This is a genomic window from Streptomyces sp. PL-25 (genome assembly GCF_058344915.1).
This window is the reverse complement of record NZ_CP136997.1, coordinates 6,640,159-6,656,241: the sequence shown is the minus strand read 5'-3', so window position 1 is coordinate 6,656,241 and position 16,083 is coordinate 6,640,159. Positions and strand designations below refer to the sequence as shown.

The 16,083-nt window shown below is 74.6% G+C and carries 17 protein-coding genes; 6 read left to right on the top strand and 11 right to left on the bottom strand.

All coding sequences use genetic code 11. The annotated features are described in order from the left end of the window. Positions 1-240: 240 nt before the first annotated feature. From R4Z62_RS29640 to R4Z62_RS29630, 3 genes are all read right to left on the bottom strand, one after another. Complete coding sequence (locus R4Z62_RS29640; protein ID WP_355482258.1) at positions 241-1,008, bottom strand: FadR/GntR family transcriptional regulator; 768 nt, start codon at positions 1,006-1,008, stop codon at positions 241-243. Between the two features lie 185 nt (positions 1,009-1,193). Continuing rightward, positions 1,194-2,828, bottom strand: coding sequence for an amidohydrolase (locus tag R4Z62_RS29635; protein WP_491521394.1), 1,635 nt, complete (start codon positions 2,826-2,828; stop codon positions 1,194-1,196). A 60-nt stretch (positions 2,829-2,888) separates the two neighbouring features. After that, positions 2,889-3,782, bottom strand: a complete 894-nt coding sequence (locus R4Z62_RS29630) for a TetR/AcrR family transcriptional regulator (protein WP_491521393.1) — start codon at positions 3,780-3,782, stop codon at positions 2,889-2,891. A gap of 77 nt (positions 3,783-3,859) precedes the next feature. Between R4Z62_RS29630 and R4Z62_RS29625 the strand changes: the two genes are divergently transcribed. Continuing rightward, the gene (locus tag R4Z62_RS29625; protein WP_491521392.1) at positions 3,860-5,329 is read left to right on the top strand and encodes a purine-cytosine permease family protein; all 1,470 of its coding nucleotides are present in this window, start codon (positions 3,860-3,862) and stop codon (positions 5,327-5,329) included. Positions 5,330-5,367: 38 nt separating this feature from the next. Here the strand turns inward: R4Z62_RS29625 and R4Z62_RS29620 are convergent, their stop codons facing one another. Together R4Z62_RS29620 and R4Z62_RS29615 are read right to left on the bottom strand one after the other, a co-directional pair. After that, complete coding sequence (locus R4Z62_RS29620; RefSeq protein WP_491521942.1) at positions 5,368-5,988, bottom strand: response regulator; 621 nt, start codon at positions 5,986-5,988, stop codon at positions 5,368-5,370. Between the two features lie 137 nt (positions 5,989-6,125). Beyond that, on the bottom strand, positions 6,126-7,472 hold the full coding sequence (locus R4Z62_RS29615) for a sensor histidine kinase (RefSeq protein ID WP_491521391.1): 1,347 nt from the start codon (positions 7,470-7,472) through the stop codon (positions 6,126-6,128). Positions 7,473-7,740: 268 nt separating this feature from the next. Here R4Z62_RS29615 and R4Z62_RS29610 point away from each other — a divergent pair, with 268 nt between their 5' ends. The 3 genes from R4Z62_RS29610 (at position 7,741) to R4Z62_RS29600 (ending at position 10,237) form a co-directional block, all read left to right on the top strand. Then, on the top strand, positions 7,741-8,313 hold the full coding sequence (locus R4Z62_RS29610) for a GlcG/HbpS family heme-binding protein (RefSeq protein WP_491521390.1): 573 nt from the start codon (positions 7,741-7,743) through the stop codon (positions 8,311-8,313). A 71-nt stretch (positions 8,314-8,384) separates the two neighbouring features. After that, on the top strand, positions 8,385-9,032 hold the full coding sequence (locus R4Z62_RS29605; protein WP_491521389.1) for an ankyrin repeat domain-containing protein: 648 nt from the start codon (positions 8,385-8,387) through the stop codon (positions 9,030-9,032). Next, the gene (locus R4Z62_RS29600) at positions 9,029-10,237 is read left to right on the top strand and encodes a YncE family protein (protein WP_491521388.1); all 1,209 of its coding nucleotides are present in this window, start codon (positions 9,029-9,031) and stop codon (positions 10,235-10,237) included. The genes R4Z62_RS29605 and R4Z62_RS29600 overlap by 4 nt, the downstream gene beginning before the upstream one ends. A 21-nt stretch (positions 10,238-10,258) precedes the next feature. Here the strand turns inward: R4Z62_RS29600 and R4Z62_RS29595 are convergent, their stop codons facing one another. The 4 genes from R4Z62_RS29595 to R4Z62_RS29580 all read right to left on the bottom strand — a co-directional run bounded on the left by R4Z62_RS29595 (position 10,259) and on the right by R4Z62_RS29580 (position 12,714). Next, positions 10,259-10,735: a nucleoside deaminase gene (locus tag R4Z62_RS29595; protein ID WP_491521941.1), complete on the bottom strand. Its 477-nt coding sequence runs from the start codon at positions 10,733-10,735 to the stop codon at positions 10,259-10,261. A gap of 129 nt (positions 10,736-10,864) precedes the next feature. Further along, the gene (locus R4Z62_RS29590; RefSeq protein ID WP_355482272.1) at positions 10,865-11,365 is read right to left on the bottom strand and encodes a nucleoside deaminase; all 501 of its coding nucleotides are present in this window, start codon (positions 11,363-11,365) and stop codon (positions 10,865-10,867) included. A gap of 127 nt (positions 11,366-11,492) precedes the next feature. Continuing rightward, a complete protein-coding gene (gene cynS / locus R4Z62_RS29585) occupies positions 11,493-11,963 on the bottom strand; it encodes a cyanase (RefSeq protein ID WP_064536408.1) in 471 nt (156 codons plus the stop codon). Between the two features lie 127 nt (positions 11,964-12,090). After that, positions 12,091-12,714, bottom strand: coding sequence for a carbonic anhydrase (locus tag R4Z62_RS29580; RefSeq protein ID WP_491521387.1), 624 nt, complete (start codon positions 12,712-12,714; stop codon positions 12,091-12,093). A gap of 168 nt (positions 12,715-12,882) precedes the next feature. Here R4Z62_RS29580 and cynR point away from each other — a divergent pair, with 168 nt between their 5' ends. Continuing rightward, positions 12,883-13,821, top strand: a complete 939-nt coding sequence (gene cynR, locus R4Z62_RS29575; protein WP_491521386.1) for a transcriptional regulator CynR — start codon at positions 12,883-12,885, stop codon at positions 13,819-13,821. A gap of 120 nt (positions 13,822-13,941) precedes the next feature. Then, positions 13,942-14,499 carry a hypothetical protein gene (locus R4Z62_RS29570; protein WP_491521385.1) on the top strand — a complete coding sequence of 186 codons (558 nt, stop codon included), beginning with the start codon at positions 13,942-13,944 and terminating at the stop codon, positions 14,497-14,499. A gap of 61 nt (positions 14,500-14,560) precedes the next feature. Here the strand turns inward: R4Z62_RS29570 and rpsR are convergent, their stop codons facing one another. Together rpsR and R4Z62_RS29560 are read right to left on the bottom strand one after the other, a co-directional pair. Then, positions 14,561-14,806 (bottom strand): 30S ribosomal protein S18, encoded by a 246-nt coding sequence (gene rpsR, locus R4Z62_RS29565; protein WP_064536399.1) that lies wholly within the window; start codon positions 14,804-14,806, stop codon positions 14,561-14,563. A gap of 88 nt (positions 14,807-14,894) precedes the next feature. Beyond that, entirely contained in the window at positions 14,895-16,070 is a 1,176-nt protein-coding gene (locus tag R4Z62_RS29560; RefSeq protein ID WP_491521384.1) for a CobW family GTP-binding protein, read from the bottom strand. Positions 16,071-16,083: the final 13 nt, after the last annotated feature.

Here is a 16,083-nt window from a genome sequence, read left to right as displayed (position 1 = left end):
GGCGGGCGGGTCAAGAGGGGGACAGGTCACAGGTGGGGAGGCGAACGGGGCGGAGCGGGGGCGATATAAGTCATGCGCATGACAAACACTTGAATGCTTGAGCATGACAAGTGGTACGGACACGCCGGGCACCCCGGGGCTTCGGGGCCCCGGGAGCCGGAGGCACGACCGGAGGGCGGCGGAGGACGCCGGGCCGGGCGGGTCTCAGGAGGCGGGCGCGGCCCCGGTGGTCGGACGGTCTCAGGAGGCAGTCGCGGCCCCGGTCGTCGGGCCGTCCTGAGCGGCGCGGGCCTGGGCCAGCCGGGTGCGTACGGGCGCGTAGTGACCGGCGAGGGCGCGCGAGAAGGCGTCCGCGTCGCGGCCCCTGGCCGCGCGGACCAGGGCGCGGTGATCGGCGACCGTGCCGGCCTGGTCCGTTTCGGAGCCGCCCCTGAGATGCGGCGCCACGAGGGCGTACACGTCCCAGAACGCCTGGGAGAGCTGGCTGACCAGTTGGTTTCCGATCGGTTCCATCAGCCGTTCGTGGAAGGCGCGGTCGCAGGTCGCGAGGTCCTCGCCCGCGGCGCCGAGGGCGTCCATCTCGTCCACCAGCGCGTCCAGCGCATCCAGATCGCCGGGGGCGAGCGCCGCGAGGATGCGCTCGGCCATGCCGCGCTCGATCAGCTCGCGCACCTCGATCAGCTCGGACAGGATCCGGAAGTCGTCCTGAGGACTGAGCAGACCGCGGAAGACCAGGCCCTCCACCAGCGCGGAGAGGCTGAGCCGGCCCACGTACGTCCCGTGGCCGCGCCGCACCTCCACGATGTCGAGCACGGCCAGGGCCTTGACCGCCTCGCGGATGCTGGACCGGCTGGCGCCGAGCGCGGCGCACAGCTCGGCCTCGGACGGCAGCGGGTCGCCCGGCTTGAGGCGGTTGTCGAGGATGTAACTCTTGATCGCCTCCGAGACCTCCTGCCGCAGCGACGGCCGGGCCGTCGTCCGGAACTCCTTCGGACGCGACGGGTTCACACCTGCCCCTTCCTCGATGGCTGCGCCTGCCCCTTGCGCAGGCCGCACCCCCAGCGTATCAAGGTAGGACATCAGACATCTGACGACCCGTTCCACCAGCGCTCCGGCCGCCCGTCCGCCCGCCGCGCCGCCCGTCGCCGGCCGCTCCGCCCGCCGCGCCGCCCGCCGCCTCGCCCAGTGGGCGTTCAGATCCCGGCGGCGCGGTGGGTGGGGCGCCCGGCCACCACCGTGAGCAGGACCGGCAGCCCGGCCAGGTCCGCGTCGGCCACGTCGAGGGGGTTGTCGGCGAGCACCGTGAGATCCGCACGGTACCCGACGGCGAGACGGCCGGCCATGTGCTCCTCCCCCGCGGCCCAGGCCGGGTTGAGGGTGATGCCGCGCAGCGCCCGGAGCGGGGTCAGCGCCTGCTCGGGGCCGTGCGGCGGCCGGGAGAGGTCGCCGGGGCGCCGGTGCCGGGCGCCCGCCATGACACCGAGGGGCGGATAGGGCGCGATGGGCCAGTCGGAGCCGAGGACGACCCGGGCGCCCGCGTCCCACAGGTCGCGGCAGCGGAACGCCCGGGACGCCCGCTCCTCGCCGAGGCGGCGCGACCAGTTGTCGGTGTGGTCGGCGCGCGTGTACTCGCAGCAGTGGGTGGGCTGCATCGAGGCCGCCACCCCGAGCCGGGCGAAGCGCGGCACGGTGTCGTCCGGGACGGTCTCGATGTGCTCCACCCGGTGCCGTACCGGTGCGCCGTCCGCCGCCGGGGTCTCCGCCTGCGCCCGTTCCACCGAGTCCAGGACGTGACGGACGGCGGCGTCCCCGATGGCGTGGGTGGCCGTGGGCACCCCGGCCCGGTGCAGCGCGCCGACCACCCGGCGGTACTGGTCGGGGTCGGGCCAGAAGGCGTCCCGGGACTCCCCGTGGCAGTCGGGGCTCTCCAGCCAGGCGGTGCCGTTGTCGATGGTGCCGTCCATGAACATCTTCACCCCGGCGACCTGCCACAGCCTGCCGCCGGTGCCCTGCTGCCGGACGAGTCCGTCGACCGCCTCCGCGTCGGCGCCGGGCTGGCACCAGGGCGCCACCCGCAGCCGCAGCGGCAGGTCGCCGTCGCCCTCCAGCGCGCCGAGGATGTCGAGGGTCGCGCCGTTCGCGTCCATGGCATGCCCGCCGGTCAGCCCGGTCGCGGCCATCTCCCGCAGCACCTCGGCGGTCCGTGCCCGCAGCCCGTCCCCGGTCGGCCGGGGCGCGACGGCCTCGACGAGTTCGCAGGCCGCGTCCTCCAGCAGCAGCCCGGTGAGGCGGCCCGCCTCGTCGCAGACGATCTCGGCGGCCTGCTCGAACCGGCGGGGCCCGTCGACACCAGCCTGTTCGAGCGCACGGGCGCTGGCCAGCATGGAGTGCCCGTCGAACAGGTCGATCAGGGCCGGTACGCCGTCGAGGACCGGGCCGAGGGACGCGGCGGCCACGGGCGCGTCGCCGAAGGTGTTCGGGTCCAGGCCCCAGCCGCGCAGCCAGGCGCCGGGCGCGAGCGCCGCGGCCGGACCGGCGAGCGCCGCGCGCACGTCCGCCAGATCGCGGCAGGCGGAGAGGTCCACGCCCATGGTGCGTTCGGCGCCGGAGACCGGGTGCAGATGGCCGTCCGTGAAGCCCGCGGTGACCACCGCGCCCTTCAGGTCGAGCACGGTGGTCGCCGGTCCGGCCAGCGCCCGGATCTCGCGATCGTCCCCGAGGTGGGTGATACGGCCGTCGCCACCGGCGGCCAGCGCGGTGTGCGGCAGGAGCGAGCCCGTGCCCGGGTCGAGCAGCCGGGCGGAGAGCAGGACGAGATCGGGGGACACGGGTCGCTCCTTGCGAACTGGTGGTGCGGGGTGTGCGGGGCGCGGCGGGCGGTGGCGCCTCTACGGGGCCAAGGGCTCCGAGGACTCCGAGGACTCCGTGCGGGAGACCGGGGCCGGTTCGGAACCGGACCGAAACCCGGAACCGGAACCGGATCCAGGGCCGGAACCGGAACCGGAGCCGGAACCGGAGCCGGATCCAGGGCCGGAGCCGGATGCAGAGCCGGAGGTGACTGCAGGGGCGGCGGTGGCGATGGCCGTGGTCCGTGCCGACGCGGGGGCGCTCTTCCCGTCGGCGGCGCTCCGCACGGCGGGAACCGCTCCCTCGGCGGGTGCGGCGAGCGTGCCCGCGGGCAGCCCGAGCGCGTTCTCCGCCGTGGCGGCGGCCATGCCGCTCACCGCCGCCGGGTGCTCGGCCGTACCGGTGTTCGCGTGCGCGCCCAGGCCATCGAGGACGACGAGGATCTGGACGACGGCCACGGACACGTCGGCCGGGTGGAACTCGCCCGCGTCCACGCCCTCCTGGACGAGCGCGCCGAGGCGACCGCGCCAGGCGACCTCCTGCCCGACGACCCGCTCGCGCAGTTCGGGCCGGTAGCGGCTCAGGTGCCGGGCGTTGATCCACAGCCTGCTCATCGTGTCGTAGGCGTCGCCCGTCGTGCGGGCGAGGAACCGGACCAGGCGCAGGGTGGGCGTCTCGCCGGGCCGCCCGGCCGGGACCAGGGCGTCGAGCTCGCCGGTGGCGGCGCTGCCGAACGCCTCCGCCACGAGATCGTCCGCGGCGGGGAAGTAGTGGCTGATCAGCCCCGGGCGCACCGCCAGTTCCTCGGCGATCCGGCGCAGGGTGATGCACTCCAGCCCCTCGGCCAGCGCGATCGCCGCGGCGGTGCCGACGATCTCCGCACGCCGGGTGGCCGGGTCTTTGCGAACTCGTTTGCGGCTGACGCTTGACGACATGTGCCGGATGCTATTGAGTGACCGACCAATAAGCAAGCTCCGACCGGTGAGCAGGCTCCGAACGCCCCGGAGGGACAATGGCGTCCACGATTCCCGACCCGCACCCGGACGTCGACGACCGTCCCGGCGCACCGCCGCCCCCCGAGCGCGCGGCGCGCGTCGAGGCCCACGGCATCGACCACATCCCGGACGGCGAACGCCGCGGCCGGCCACGTGAGTTGTTCTCCGTGTGGGCCGCCGCGAACGTCAACTACCTCAGCCTGGTGGTCGGCGGCGCGCTCGTCCTGATGGGCCTCGGTCTGTGGCAGGCGCTCGCGGTCATCGTGGTGGGCAACGCGTTCTGGCTGCTGACCGGGGTGCTGGCCGTCTCCGGTCCGGCCGCGGGCACACCGAGCGAGGTGATCACCCGCGCCATGTACGGGATCCGCGGCAACCGCGTGAACAACGCCGTCGTCGGCTGGCTGATCTCCGTCTGCTACTTCGCGCTCAACCTCGCCGCCGCCGCGACGGCGGCCTTCTCCCTGGCCGGCGAGGCGGGCCTGCCGGTGAACACCGGGGTGAAGATCGTCGTCGTGGTGGCCGTCGCGGCCCTGACCCTCACCATCAGCGTCTACGGCCACGCACTGATCATGAAGCTGTATCTCCCGATCACCCTGGCCCTCACCGTCGCCTTCGCGGGGGTCGCGGTCGCCGTCGTCCGGCACGCGGACTTCTCCTACACGCCCGAGCAGCCGCTGACCGGCACCGCACTGTGGGCGGCCGTCCTCGGCGGGATCGCCCTCGTCGCCTCGGGCCCGCTGTCGTACACGACCAGCGCGGACTTCTCCCGCTATCTGCCCCGTACGACGTCGGCGCGGGCGATCGTCGGCTGGACGGCGCTCGGCGGCTTCCTGCCGGGCACGCTGGTCTGCGCGCTGGGCGCGTTCGCCGCGACCGCCGTCGACATGACCGACCCGCAGAGCGCGCTGCGCGGGATCCTGCCCGGCTGGTTCGACCCGGTCTTCCTGCTGGCGCTGATCCTCGGCACCGTCGCCATCAACGCCCTGACCGCCTACAGCGCGGGCCTGGCCCTCCAGGCGGTGGGCGTGCGCATCCGCCGCTCGCTCAGCGTCCTCGTCGACGGCACGGTCTCGGTCGCGCTCACCCTGTACGCGCTGCTCGTGTCCAACTTCCTCGACACGGTGAACAACGTCCTCCAGCTCACCGTCGCGCTCCTCGGTCCCAGCATGGCCGTCTACGCCACCGACATCCTGCTGCGCCGCAACCAGTACGACGGGCGCGCCCTGACGGACGAGACGCCGGGCAGCCCCTTCTGGTACTCCGGCGGCGTGAACCGGGCCGGCGCGGCCGCCGTCCTCGCGGGCACCGCCGCCGCGTCCCTGTGCGTCGACACCCTCTCCTGCACCGGGCCGATCGCGTCCGCCCTCGGCGGCGTGGACCTCGCCCTGCCGGTGGGCCTGGTGGTCGCGTCGGTGCTGTACGCCGCGCTGCTGCCGAGTACGGGGCCGGGGCTCCGGCTCGATCCGCCTCCCGCCGACCGGCCGTAGGCGGGCCGGGGAGCCGGGGGGCCGGTCCCGGCGGTGGTTCAGGGCAGCAGGCGCTGTTCCTTGGCCACCGCCACGGCGCCCGCGCGGGTGTCGACGCCCAGCTTGTCGTAGACGCGCCCCAGGTGGGTCTTGACCGTGGCCTCGCTCAGGAACAGGGCCTTGGCGATGTCCCGGTTGGTGAGCCCGCGGGCGAGCTGGCCGAGGATGTCGCGCTCGCGGTCGGTGAGGCCGGGGCGCGGGCTGCGCATCCTGGCCATGACCCGGTGGGCGACCGGCGCCGACAGCGCGGTACGGCCGGCGGCGGCGCTGTGGATCGCCGTGAACAGCTCGTCGGGGCGCTCGGCCTTCAGCAGGTACCCGGTGGCGCCCGCCTCGATGGCACGGGTGATGTCGGCGTCGGTGTCGTACGTGGTCAGGACCAGGATGTGGACGGCGCCGCCGGAAGCGGCGGTGATCCGGCGGGTGGCCTCCACGCCGTCCATCCCCTCCCCCAGTTGCAGGTCCATGAGGACCACGTCGGGGGCGAGCTTCGCGGCGAGCGCGACCGCCTCCGCCCCGCCGTCCGCCTCACCCACCACCTCGATGCCCGCCGCGCTGCCCAGCAGGGCGCGCAGACCGGCGCGGACCACGGCGTGGTCGTCGCACAGCACCAGCCGCACGGACGGCGCCGCAGCAGGCGTGGCGGGCGCGGCCGGCTGCTGTGCTCCGGCCGGTCCGTACGGTTCATCAGCTCCGTACGGGCCGGTCGGGTCGTCAGCTCCGGTCGGGCCGGTCGGGCCGGTCGGTCGGGGGTGGTTCACGGTGCGGAGACCTCCGTGGGGCTGGGGCTGGGGCCGGGGCCGGGGCCGGGAGCGGCGGGGAGCGGTACGGCGGCCGAGACGACCGTGCCGTCGCCGGGCGCGGACTCGACGGTCAGGGTCCCGCCGAGCTGGCGGACCCGGGCGCGGATCGCGGGCAGCCCGTGCCCGCGCACCCCGGCGGGCCCGTCGGCGCGCACCGCCCGCACGCCGGTGTCCAGGCCGCGCCCGTCGTCCGCGATGTCGAGACGGACCTGGTCGCCCAGATAGGTGAGGGTGAGGGCGGCCCGGGTCGCGCCGGAGTGCTCACGGACGTTGGCGAGGGCGCCCTGCGCGATGCGCAGCAGCGCGGACTGCACCCGGTCGGGGAGCGCGGCCGGCCCCGGGGTGCCGTCGATGTGGCAGGTGACGGTGCGCTCGGGTGTGCTCTCGCGGGAGGCGAGGCCGCGCAGCGCCGCTTCCAGGCCGTCGCCCTCGGCGAGGTCGGCCGGTGCCAGGTCGTGCACGAACCGGCGGGCCTCGGTGAGACTGCGCTCGGCGATCGTGCCGGCGGTGCGCACATGGGCGCGCGCCCGCTCCGGATCGGTGGCCCACAGCCGGTCGGCGGCCTGGAGCAGCATCCGCTGGCTGGACAGGCTCTGGGCGAGGGTGTCGTGGATCTCCATGGCGAGCCGCTGGCGCTCGGCGAGGGTGCCTTCGCGGCGTTCGGTGGCGGCCAGTTCGCGGCGGGTGCGGACCAGGTCGCGGATGAGCGCGGCCTGCCGGGCCGCCTGCCGGTCCATGCGGGTGAAGACCGCGGTCGCCAGGAGGGCCACGGCCGGCGGGCCGACCACCAGGTCGACGTCGATCCGGTCGGCCAGCCGCAGTTGCGCCACCATCACGAAGACGGTGAAGAACGCCACCAGCGTGTACGCGGCGCGTTCGGGCAGGGTGCGCAGCGCGGTATAGAAGAGCGGCACCGCGCACCAGGCGAAACTGGGTGCCAGCGCGACCAGCACCGCCCAGACCGCGACCAGCGCGCCCAGCCGTAGCAGCCCGCCGGGCGACGGCCGCCGCCGTCCGGGGCTCGCGCCCGCGCCGCCCGCGCCGCCCGTGTCCCCGGCGGCGAGTCCGTCGCCGGGCGGCCCGTCGGCCGTGCGCCGGCCGATGACGTACAGCACGGCCAGGGCCCCGGCCAGCGCCAGGACGGCGGGCACCTGCGGCTGGGCTCCGTGCCGCTGCACATAGCGGGCCAGGGCGGAGCCCAGCAGCAGGAAGAACGCCAGATGGACGGCGAACGCGAGCCCGCGCGCCCCGCCGTCGCCGGCCTTCGGCCCGCTCGACGGGGGACGGCTACTGGACTGCATGGGCTGTTCCGCTCCTCCCCCGACGGGGCTACTGGCACCTTCGTGCACCGGGACGTACGGCGGCGCCGACGGCATCGGCGTACGGCGGCACTGACATTGTCGCCCCGGCCGCGCCCGGCGGGGTCAACCGTTCGGTTGACCCCGCCGTCAGCCGTCCCGCGCGCCGGAGCGAGCCGGTACGCCGACGGCGGCGCGGGGTGAGGGGCCCGAGGCTGGAGGCACGGCGCGGACAGCACCGCGCCACGACACCACCGGGGAGTTGCCCGTCATGCAGCACAAGGCCAAGAAGTTCTCCACCCGCGCCAGGACCGTCACCGCCGTGGCGGCCGTGGCGGCGGTCGGTGCCGGGGTGGCCGGCGCGGTGCCCGCCTCCGCCGGCACCCCGGCCGCCGCCCCCGTCGCGGCGACCGCCGCGGTGAAGGGCAGGGCCACGACCACCAGCACCCATCTGACGGTCGAGGCCGCCACCGACGCCGCGCGGGCGGCCCTCAAGGCGGCGCAGAAGGAGGGCCAGCGGGTGACCGTCGCGGTGGTGGACCGCAACGGCAACACGGTCGTCACGCTGCGCGGGGACGGCGCCGGTCCGCAGTCCTACGACTCCGCGATCAAGAAGGCGTACACCGCCGTGTCCTGGAACGCCCCCACCTCCCAGCTGGTCAAGCGCCTGGACGGGGCGCCCACCCTCAAGGACATCCCGGGCACACTGTTCCTCGCGGGCGGCGCCCCGGTCGCCCACGACAACGCGCCGATCGCGGCCGTCGGCGTGGCGGGCGCGCCCTCCGGCGACCTGGACGAGAAGTTCGCCCAGGCCGGCGTGGCGGCCATCGGCAACGGCCGCTGATCCCGGCACCCGTCCGCGCCCCACCGCACTCGTTCCTGTCCGCTGCCGCCTTCTTGTGGAGGAGTTCCGTCGTGGCCAAGAAGTCCCTCTCCCCGGCCGACCGCGCCCTGCTGGACGCCGCGCGGCGCGGTGACACCGTCGCCGTACGCGCCGCGCTGGACGCGGGCGCCCGGCTGGAGGCACGCGACGAGGACGGCCGTACACCGCTCCTGCGGGCAGCCCTCGCCGACCGGGTCGCCGCCGCCGAGGCGCTGGTCGGCGCGGGCGCGGACGTGAACGCGCAGGACGCACGGCAGGACAGCGCCTGGCTGGTGACCGGCGTGACCGGCAGCGTGGCGATGATGCGCGTGCTGCTGCCCGGCGGGCCGGATCCGGCGCTGACCAACCGGTTCGGCGGGGTGCCGGTGATCCCGGCGAGCGAGCGCGGCCATGTGGCGTACGTACGGGCGGTCCTGGCCGAGACGGACATCGACGTGGACCACGTCAACCGGCTCGGCTGGACCGCCCTGTTGGAGGCGGTGATCCTCGGCGACGGCGGGCGCACCCACCAGGAGGTCGTGGAGGTGCTGCTCGCGGCGGGCGCCGACCCGCTGCTGCCGGACGGCGACGGCACGACGGCGCTCGCCCACGCCGAACGCCGGGGTTTCGACGGCATCGCCGCCGTCCTGCGGGAGGCCGAGGGGCGGGCGGGTACACGCGGCCGGGAGGCCGGGCGATGACGCGGCCGGGGCTGAGGGCCGGGGGTCCGAGGGCCGGGGCATCGCGGGCCGGGGCATCGCGGGTGTCGGCGGTGCTGGCCGCGCTGACGGTCTGCGTGGTGCTCGCCGGATGCGCGGCGGACACCGGGCGCGGCGACGGCGCGGGTGCTCCCGCCCGTACGCCCGCGGCGGCGGCCGGTCCCACGGACCCGTCCTCGGCGGGCACGCTGTCCGAAGGCGCCCTGCTGGTGACCGACTTCGGCGCCGACACGGTGACCTTCGTGGACCCGGCGCGCCGCGGCCGGGCGGCCGCCCTGGGCTCGGTGACCGTGGGCACGGCTCCGTACGGCGTCGCACTCGGCGCCGACGGCATGGCGTGGGTGGCGACGGCCGAGGGTGTGGCGGTCGTGGACACCGGCGCCCGGCGCCGCGTCGCGCTGATCCCGTACGCCACGGCCACGGCCACGGCCACGGGCCCGGTGACCACCGGTGAGTACCGGGGCGGCGGCATGGGCATCGCCCTGTCCCCGGACGGCACGCGGGTGTACGTCGGGGTGAACGTCCCCGATGGCGGCGGCACCCTGGAGGTGATCGACACGCGCCGTCGCGCGGTGGTGCGGACCGTGCCGGTGGGACGCCGCCCCTTCGACGTCGACGTCTCGCGCGACGGCCGCCAGGTCCATGCCACCGGGCACGACTCGTTCGACGTCACGGTCGTCGACACCGGCACCTGGTCCGCGCGCCGTATCGAGGTAGCCCCGTACGGCACCGAGGGCGGCCTCGGCTCATGGCTGAAGCCGCACTACGCGGCCGTACGGCCGTCCGACGGGGCGCTGCTGCTGCCGTTCGAGGGCGAGCGGCTCGCGGTGGTGGACCCCCGCTCCGGCCGGGTCCGGGTCGAGCCGATGACCGCCGACACCCATCAGCACGGGGTCACGATCGGCGCGGACGGCACGCTGTACGTGGTCGGCACCGGGCCGATCGATCCGTCCCGGGACGAGGGGCCGTCGCTGACGGTGCGCTCCCCCGGCGGCCAGGAGCGGGTCGTCCCGCTCGGCGGGCCGCACGAGGACGTCGCCGTGTCGGCGGACGGCCGCACGGCCTATGTGTCGGGCGGCTTCACCCGGGACGGACACTGGGACGGCATCAGCGTCGTCGACCTCGGCACGGGCCGCGTCACCCGCCTGACGGTCGGTCACCGGCCGCTGGACATCGCGGTGTTGTAGCCGCGCGCGGCCGTCGGCCGGTCACGGTCCTTCCGCGCACCGCCGGTGGAACTCGTGGTGCAGCGCGCGCAGCCGGGAGGTGAGCGCCGGGGCGGGCCCGCGCACATCGAGGCCGGGCACCACGTCCCGCAGCGGCAGACAGCGCACCGGGGGCGGCGGCGCGTCCAGGGCGGTCAGCCACGCGGTCAGCTCGGCGGCCGAGTGGGCGTAGACGACGGTCCCGAGCCCGGCCCAGCCGTGGGCGGCGGCGCACATGGTGCAGTGCTCACCCGAGGTGAAGACGGTCGCCGCCGCCCGCTCGCGGCCATCGAGGTGCTCGATGGCCCAGCGCGCCAGGGCGAACTCGGGGTGACGGGTGCGGTCGCCCAGGGTGTGCACCCGGTTGCGGTCCTCCGCCAGGATCCGCCCGTCGCCGCCGACCAGCAGCGATCCGAACGGCTCGTCCCCGACGCGCAGCGCCTCGGCCGCCAGGCCGACGGCACGTTCCAGGTACGGCAGGTCGGCGGCGGTCGCCTCGGCGGGGCGGCGGGCGGAGCGTCCGGAGGGCTCTCCGGTGGGGGCTCCGGCGGACGCTTGGGTGGGGTCTCTGTCGGACGCTTCGGTGGGGTTCACGGTCGCGTCGCCTCCTCAGGCCGCCGTGGGGGCACCGGCGACACGGCGCTCACCGCCGTTGCGCTCCTGCCACAGCCGGTAGACGTCGACGGCGTCCTCGCGCGGCTCGTGCCGCATGGGCAGTCGGCGCTCGCGCCAGTCCTTGGCGAACTCGCCGTAGAAAGTGTCGAGTTCGAAGTACTTGCGGTCGTCGACGTAGTGGGGTTCGTAGGCGTCGCGGGTGGTGAGGAAGACGACCTCGTCCGGCGAGCAGTAGTAGAGCGAACCCAGGCACATCGGGCAGGGGTGGGCGAGGACGTAGACGGTGGCGCCGACGAGGTGTTCCGTGCCGAGCCGGGTGCACGCCTCGCGTACGGCGAGGATCTCGGCGTGGGCGGTGGGGTCGCTGGTCTGGGCTACCTGGTTGGCGCTCTCGGCCAGGATCTTGCCGTCCTTGACGATGACGGTGGCGAACGGGCGCCCGCCCTCGGCGACATTGCGGCGGGCGAGGTCGATGGTGCGCTGTGCGAAGTCCATGGGGAGTGGCTTTCGGTGAGTTCTGCGGAGTCTTTCGGCGAGTCCTGCGGAATGAGGTCTTGGGCGGGGCGGGCCGGGGAGTCGTGGTGCGCCCCCGGCCCAGCCCCGCACACCGGTCGCCCGGCGGTCAGAAGGGCTTGGTCGGCAGGTACTTGCCGTCCAGGGTGATCACGGCGCGCTCGCCGCCCTCGGGGTCGGCGACCTTCTTGACGTCCAACTTGAAGTTGATCGCGGAGATGATGCCGTCGCCGAACTGCTCGTGCACGAGTGCCTTGAGCGTGGTGCCGTACACCTGGAGCATCTCGTAGAAGCGGTAGATGGTCGGGTCGGTGGGGACGGCACCGGCCAGGGAGCCGCGGGTCGGGATCGTCCGGAGCAGCGTCACGGCGTCGTCGTCCAGGCCGAGCAGCTCGGCAACGGCCGCGGCGGACTCCTCGGGCAGGGCGTGCTGGCCGAGCACGGCAGCGGTGGTGAAGGCCACGGAGAGGCCGGCCGCGTCCGCGATCTGCTGCCAGCTGAGGTCCTTGCGGATCTTGGCCTCGACGGCGGTGACGGCGAGGGCCTGCCGGGCGGAGGGGTCGAACTGGGCGTGCGTCATCAGGGAATGTCCTTCCTGGTTACCAGGGTGGGGGAACACCCGGTCCGCCGCGACACGGCGACGGCCGGGAGGTAGGGATGCCCGGGGCCCAGAGAGGGCGGAAGGGCGACGGGGCCGGGCCCGGCCGTCAGGCCGCCGGAGCCGGGGTGGCCGGGGCGTCCGCAGCAGCCGGGGTGGGGGCAGCGGCGGAGGTGAGGACCTCCACCCCGCCGGTGGCGATGTCGTAGACCCACCCGTGCGCGGTGAGGGCGCCCTCGGCCAGGGCGCGGGCCACGGAGGGATGGGTGGCCAGGGTCGCCAACTGGGCGAGCACGTTCTGCCGGACCAGGGCGGTGACGTCCCCGCGTGCGGCGGTACGGGCACGGGAGGCGTCCGCGTGCCGCAGCCAGCCGGCGACCGCCGGGACACCGCTGAGGTCGTGCGTCTCGGCCAGCGCCGTCATCGCGCCGCAGCCCGAGTGCCCGCAGATCACGACGTCACGGACGCCGAGGACGGCGACGGCGTACTCGATACCGGCCGCCACCGCGTCCGGGCTCGGTGTGTACGCGGGGACGAGGTTGCCCGCGGTGCGGACGACGAACAGCTCGCCCGGTTCGCTGGCGGTGATCAGTTCGGGGACCACGCGCGCGTCGGAGCAGCCGATGAACAGCGTGTGCGGCGCGTGGTGCCCGGCGAGACGGGCGAACAGGTCCGCCTTGGCGGGATGGACGTGCCGCTGGAATCGCGAGACGCCCTCGGCGAGGTCACGCATGGGTCACTCCCTTCGGTGGGTCTTCGATGGGTCCGGCCGGTCGGCCGCGATGCATCCACCCTGCATGACCTGTATCTATAGTGTCCAAGACGCAATACTCATGCCTGCCATTGCTGACATCTATACATGGCGCCGACCTGGCTCCCACCTGGCTCTACAGTGGCGTCCATGGCCCTGGAACTGCGTCATCTGCGCTATCTGCTCGCCGTGGCCGAGCACGGCAGCTTCACCCGCGCCGCCGAGGAGCTGCGCATCTCGCAGCCGACCCTCTCCCAGCAGGTCAGACAGCTGGAGCGGACCGTGGGCGCACAGCTGCTCGACCGGACCGGCCGCAGCGTGCGGCTCACCGACGCCGGCGAGACCTACGCGCTGCACGCCCGCCGGGCCCTGAGGGACCTGGCCACCGCCGAGCGCGCCGTCCAGGACGTCCGCGACCTCACGCGGGGCCACCTCCGCCTGGCCGTGACGCCGACCTTCACCGCGTATCTGGTCGGCCCCCTGGTCGCCGGACTGCACACCCGGCACCCGGGCATCACCCTGGACCTGAAGGAGATGACCCAGGACCGCATCGAGTCGGCACTGCTCGCCGACGACATCGACCTCGGCATCGCCTTCGCGGGCGCCCATCTGCCCGGGATCACCGCGACGACCCTGTTCACCGAGACCCTGAGCCTGGTCACCGGCGCCCGCGCCCCGGAGGGAGGCCCGCCCCGCCCGCTACCGATCCGCGACCTGACGAGCCATCATCTCGGCCTGCTCAGCGGCGACTTCGCCACCCGGGGCCACATCGACGCCCACTTCGCGGCCCACGGGGTGTGCCCACGCATCGCGGTCGAGGCCAACTCCATCCAGGCCCTCGTCGAGATCGTGCGCCGTACGACGATCACCACCGTGCTCCCCGACGCCATCACCCACGACCACCCCCACCTCACCCCCGTCCCCCTCACCCCCGCCCTCCCCGCCCGCACCGTCACCCTCCTGCGCCGCGGCAACGCCTACGAGACGGCCGCCGCCCAGGCGTTCACCCACCTCACCCACGACATCGTCCGCAACCGGGGCTACGCCGACGCGACAGACCGAGCCGCCCCTCCCCCACCCCTACCCTGAGTCCTTTTATGGGCAGAACTGTCCGGATCATGCACATTCCCGCTAACGTGCCTGCCGACCGGCGGGGCATGACGCTCCGTCAACCGGCGAGGGGGCTACCGGTACTGTGAGAATCAAGCAGTGACAGCCAGGGGAATCGCGGTGCTCGCCGCCGCTCTCGCCGCAGCGACCACCGGGCTGACCGGCCCGGCGGCGGCCGCCGAGCAGTTCCCGTCCGGGGACTCGGGAGGGTTCCGGGTGGACTGGAGCGGTCAGTGGGTCAATGCGCGGCGGCTGGACGACATCACGCTCCAGTTGTGCGACGCGAGCCCGGCCGACAAGAACAGGGCGACGGCCCGGCTCCAGGGATATGTGTTCGCGGGCGGGACCTCCAAGGTCAGGGTGGCGCCGACGGTCTTCCAGGTGCCCATCGGCGACAAGAAGTACTACGCCTGGCGGCATGTCCTCCTGACCTACTTCCAGGACGGGGAACGGCTGGACTACGCGCGCGTCGCCTTCGGCGGCTCCGAGGAGCCGTCGAGGATGACGGTCGGCGACGGCCGGGCCGCCACCATGCGCAACTGGGAGATCCGGCCCAGCACACAGCGACGCGTGTACGCCGTGACGGCGACGAACCACGTCTACTACTCGTACTTCGGGACCAGCGGCTGGAGCGACTGGTACCCCTACGTGCCGTAGCCGGAGCATGAGTTCGGGAGCTTCGTGCGGACAGGGTGTCCGTACGAAGCTCCCACGGCATCTATCGGGAGCCGTACGGCAGCAGGGCCATCTCGCGGGCGTTCTTGACGGCCCGCGCCAGCCGGCGCTGCTGCTGCCGCGTCACCCGGGTCACCCGGCGGCTGCGGATCTTTCCCCGGTCGGAGATGAACTTCCGCAGCAGTTCGGTGTCCTTGTAGTCGATGAAGGTGATGCCGGCGGCGTCCAGCGGGTTGGCGCGGCGGCGCTCGGGGTGCTTCCGGCCGGTGGTGGCGGGGCGGCGGGACATGGCGTGCTGCGGTCCTTTCCTCAGGTGGTGGGGCGGGGACGATCGGGCGGGCTGAGGTGCCCAGGCCGGGCCGGGGCGGGGCAGCCCGTCAGATCACCGGGTCGAGCAAATCGTCGAAGGCGTGCGGGAGTTGCTGCCAGCGTTCCCGGCCCGCCGCGTACTCGTCGTCGGTGAGCAGGCAGGCGTCGAGCACGGCCGCCAGGCCGTCCCGGTCCAGGCCGGGCGAGGTGAAGCTGAGGTACTGGCAGCGGTCGCCGTGCGCGGGATGCCAGTCCACGGCGGCGGCGAGACGACGCTCGGCGGGCACCATGTCCCAGGCCGCGTCGGGCAGGGCGGCCAGCCAGGGGCCCGCCGATTCCACGCACAGCGCGCCGCCCGCCGCGTCCCAGGTGAGCAGGGTGTCGGGGCGGTCCGCCAGCCAGAACCGCCCGCGGCTGCGGGCGGCGGCGCAGGTCAGATCCTCCAGTGCCGCGTAGAGGCGCTGCGGGTGGAAGGGGCGTTCGCGCCGCCAGACGAAGGTGCCGACCCCGTGCTCGTCGCACTCCTGCGGCAGCAGCGCGCAGGCCGGATGCACCCGGGCCGCCGCCGCTGTCACATCGAAGCCCGCCAGCAGCGCGGTCGCGAGGGCTCCACCGCCCGCCCGCATCTTGCGGGCGCCCGGGGTGAGTTGGGCGAGCAGGGCGTGGTCGGTGTCGTCGGCGGCCTCGGCGTCCGGTCCGGCCTCCGTGCCCTCGACGAGGGCGATCACGGTGGGGTACTCCAGTTGCCGGGCGAAGGTGTCGGCGACCGTGCGCTGGTCGGTGGGGGCGGCGGCGAGCCCGATGTCGGCGAGGTCGTCGCCGTTGGCGAGGTACGGCAGGACGAGGGCCGGGTCGACCGCGGTGGCGGTTCCCGTGAGGACCAGCGGTCCGTCCGCGGCGGCGATGACCGGGGCCATGGCCTGGGGCTCCACGGAGTCCCACAGTTCCACGACGGCCAGGCGGTGCCGGCCTTCCTCGGCCAGCCGCAGCAGTTCGGGGAGCAGGTCCTCGCGGAGCGCGCAGCAGGCGCAGTCGTTCACCAGGGGTGCTTCGCCGCTGCTCAAAGTGGCGCCCGCGTCCCGTACGGTACGGCGCACCGCGCGGTCGGCGGCGGCCGTCAGGTCGTGGTGGAGCGCGACCGAGCCGGGGACCGTGCGCAGGATCCGTTCGACGGCGGTCCGGCGGGCGTCGGCGTGCAGTCCGGCGACGATCGCGACGGGCAGGCGTCCGTCATGGCCGTTCACCGTCCGCCCCCGG

Coding starts and splice junctions, on each gene's coding strand:
- R4Z62_RS29630 (WP_491521393.1), bottom strand. CDS start 3,782: ATGTCGTCAAGCGTCAGCCGCAAACGAGTTCGCAAAGACCCGGCCACC.
- R4Z62_RS29625 (WP_491521392.1), top strand. CDS start 3,860: ATGGCGTCCACGATTCCCGACCCGCACCCGGACGTCGACGACCGTCCC.
- R4Z62_RS29615 (WP_491521391.1), bottom strand. CDS start 7,472: ATGCAGTCCAGTAGCCGTCCCCCGTCGAGCGGGCCGAAGGCCGGCGAC.
- R4Z62_RS29610 (WP_491521390.1), top strand. CDS start 7,741: ATGCAGCACAAGGCCAAGAAGTTCTCCACCCGCGCCAGGACCGTCACC.
- R4Z62_RS29600 (WP_491521388.1), top strand. CDS start 9,029: ATGACGCGGCCGGGGCTGAGGGCCGGGGGTCCGAGGGCCGGGGCATCG.
- R4Z62_RS29590 (WP_355482272.1), bottom strand. CDS start 11,365: ATGGACTTCGCACAGCGCACCATCGACCTCGCCCGCCGCAATGTCGCC.
- cynS (WP_064536408.1), bottom strand. CDS start 11,963: ATGACGCACGCCCAGTTCGACCCCTCCGCCCGGCAGGCCCTCGCCGTC.
- R4Z62_RS29580 (WP_491521387.1), bottom strand. CDS start 12,714: ATGCGTGACCTCGCCGAGGGCGTCTCGCGATTCCAGCGGCACGTCCAT.
- cynR (WP_491521386.1), top strand. CDS start 12,883: ATGGCCCTGGAACTGCGTCATCTGCGCTATCTGCTCGCCGTGGCCGAG.
- rpsR (WP_064536399.1), bottom strand. CDS start 14,806: ATGTCCCGCCGCCCCGCCACCACCGGCCGGAAGCACCCCGAGCGCCGC.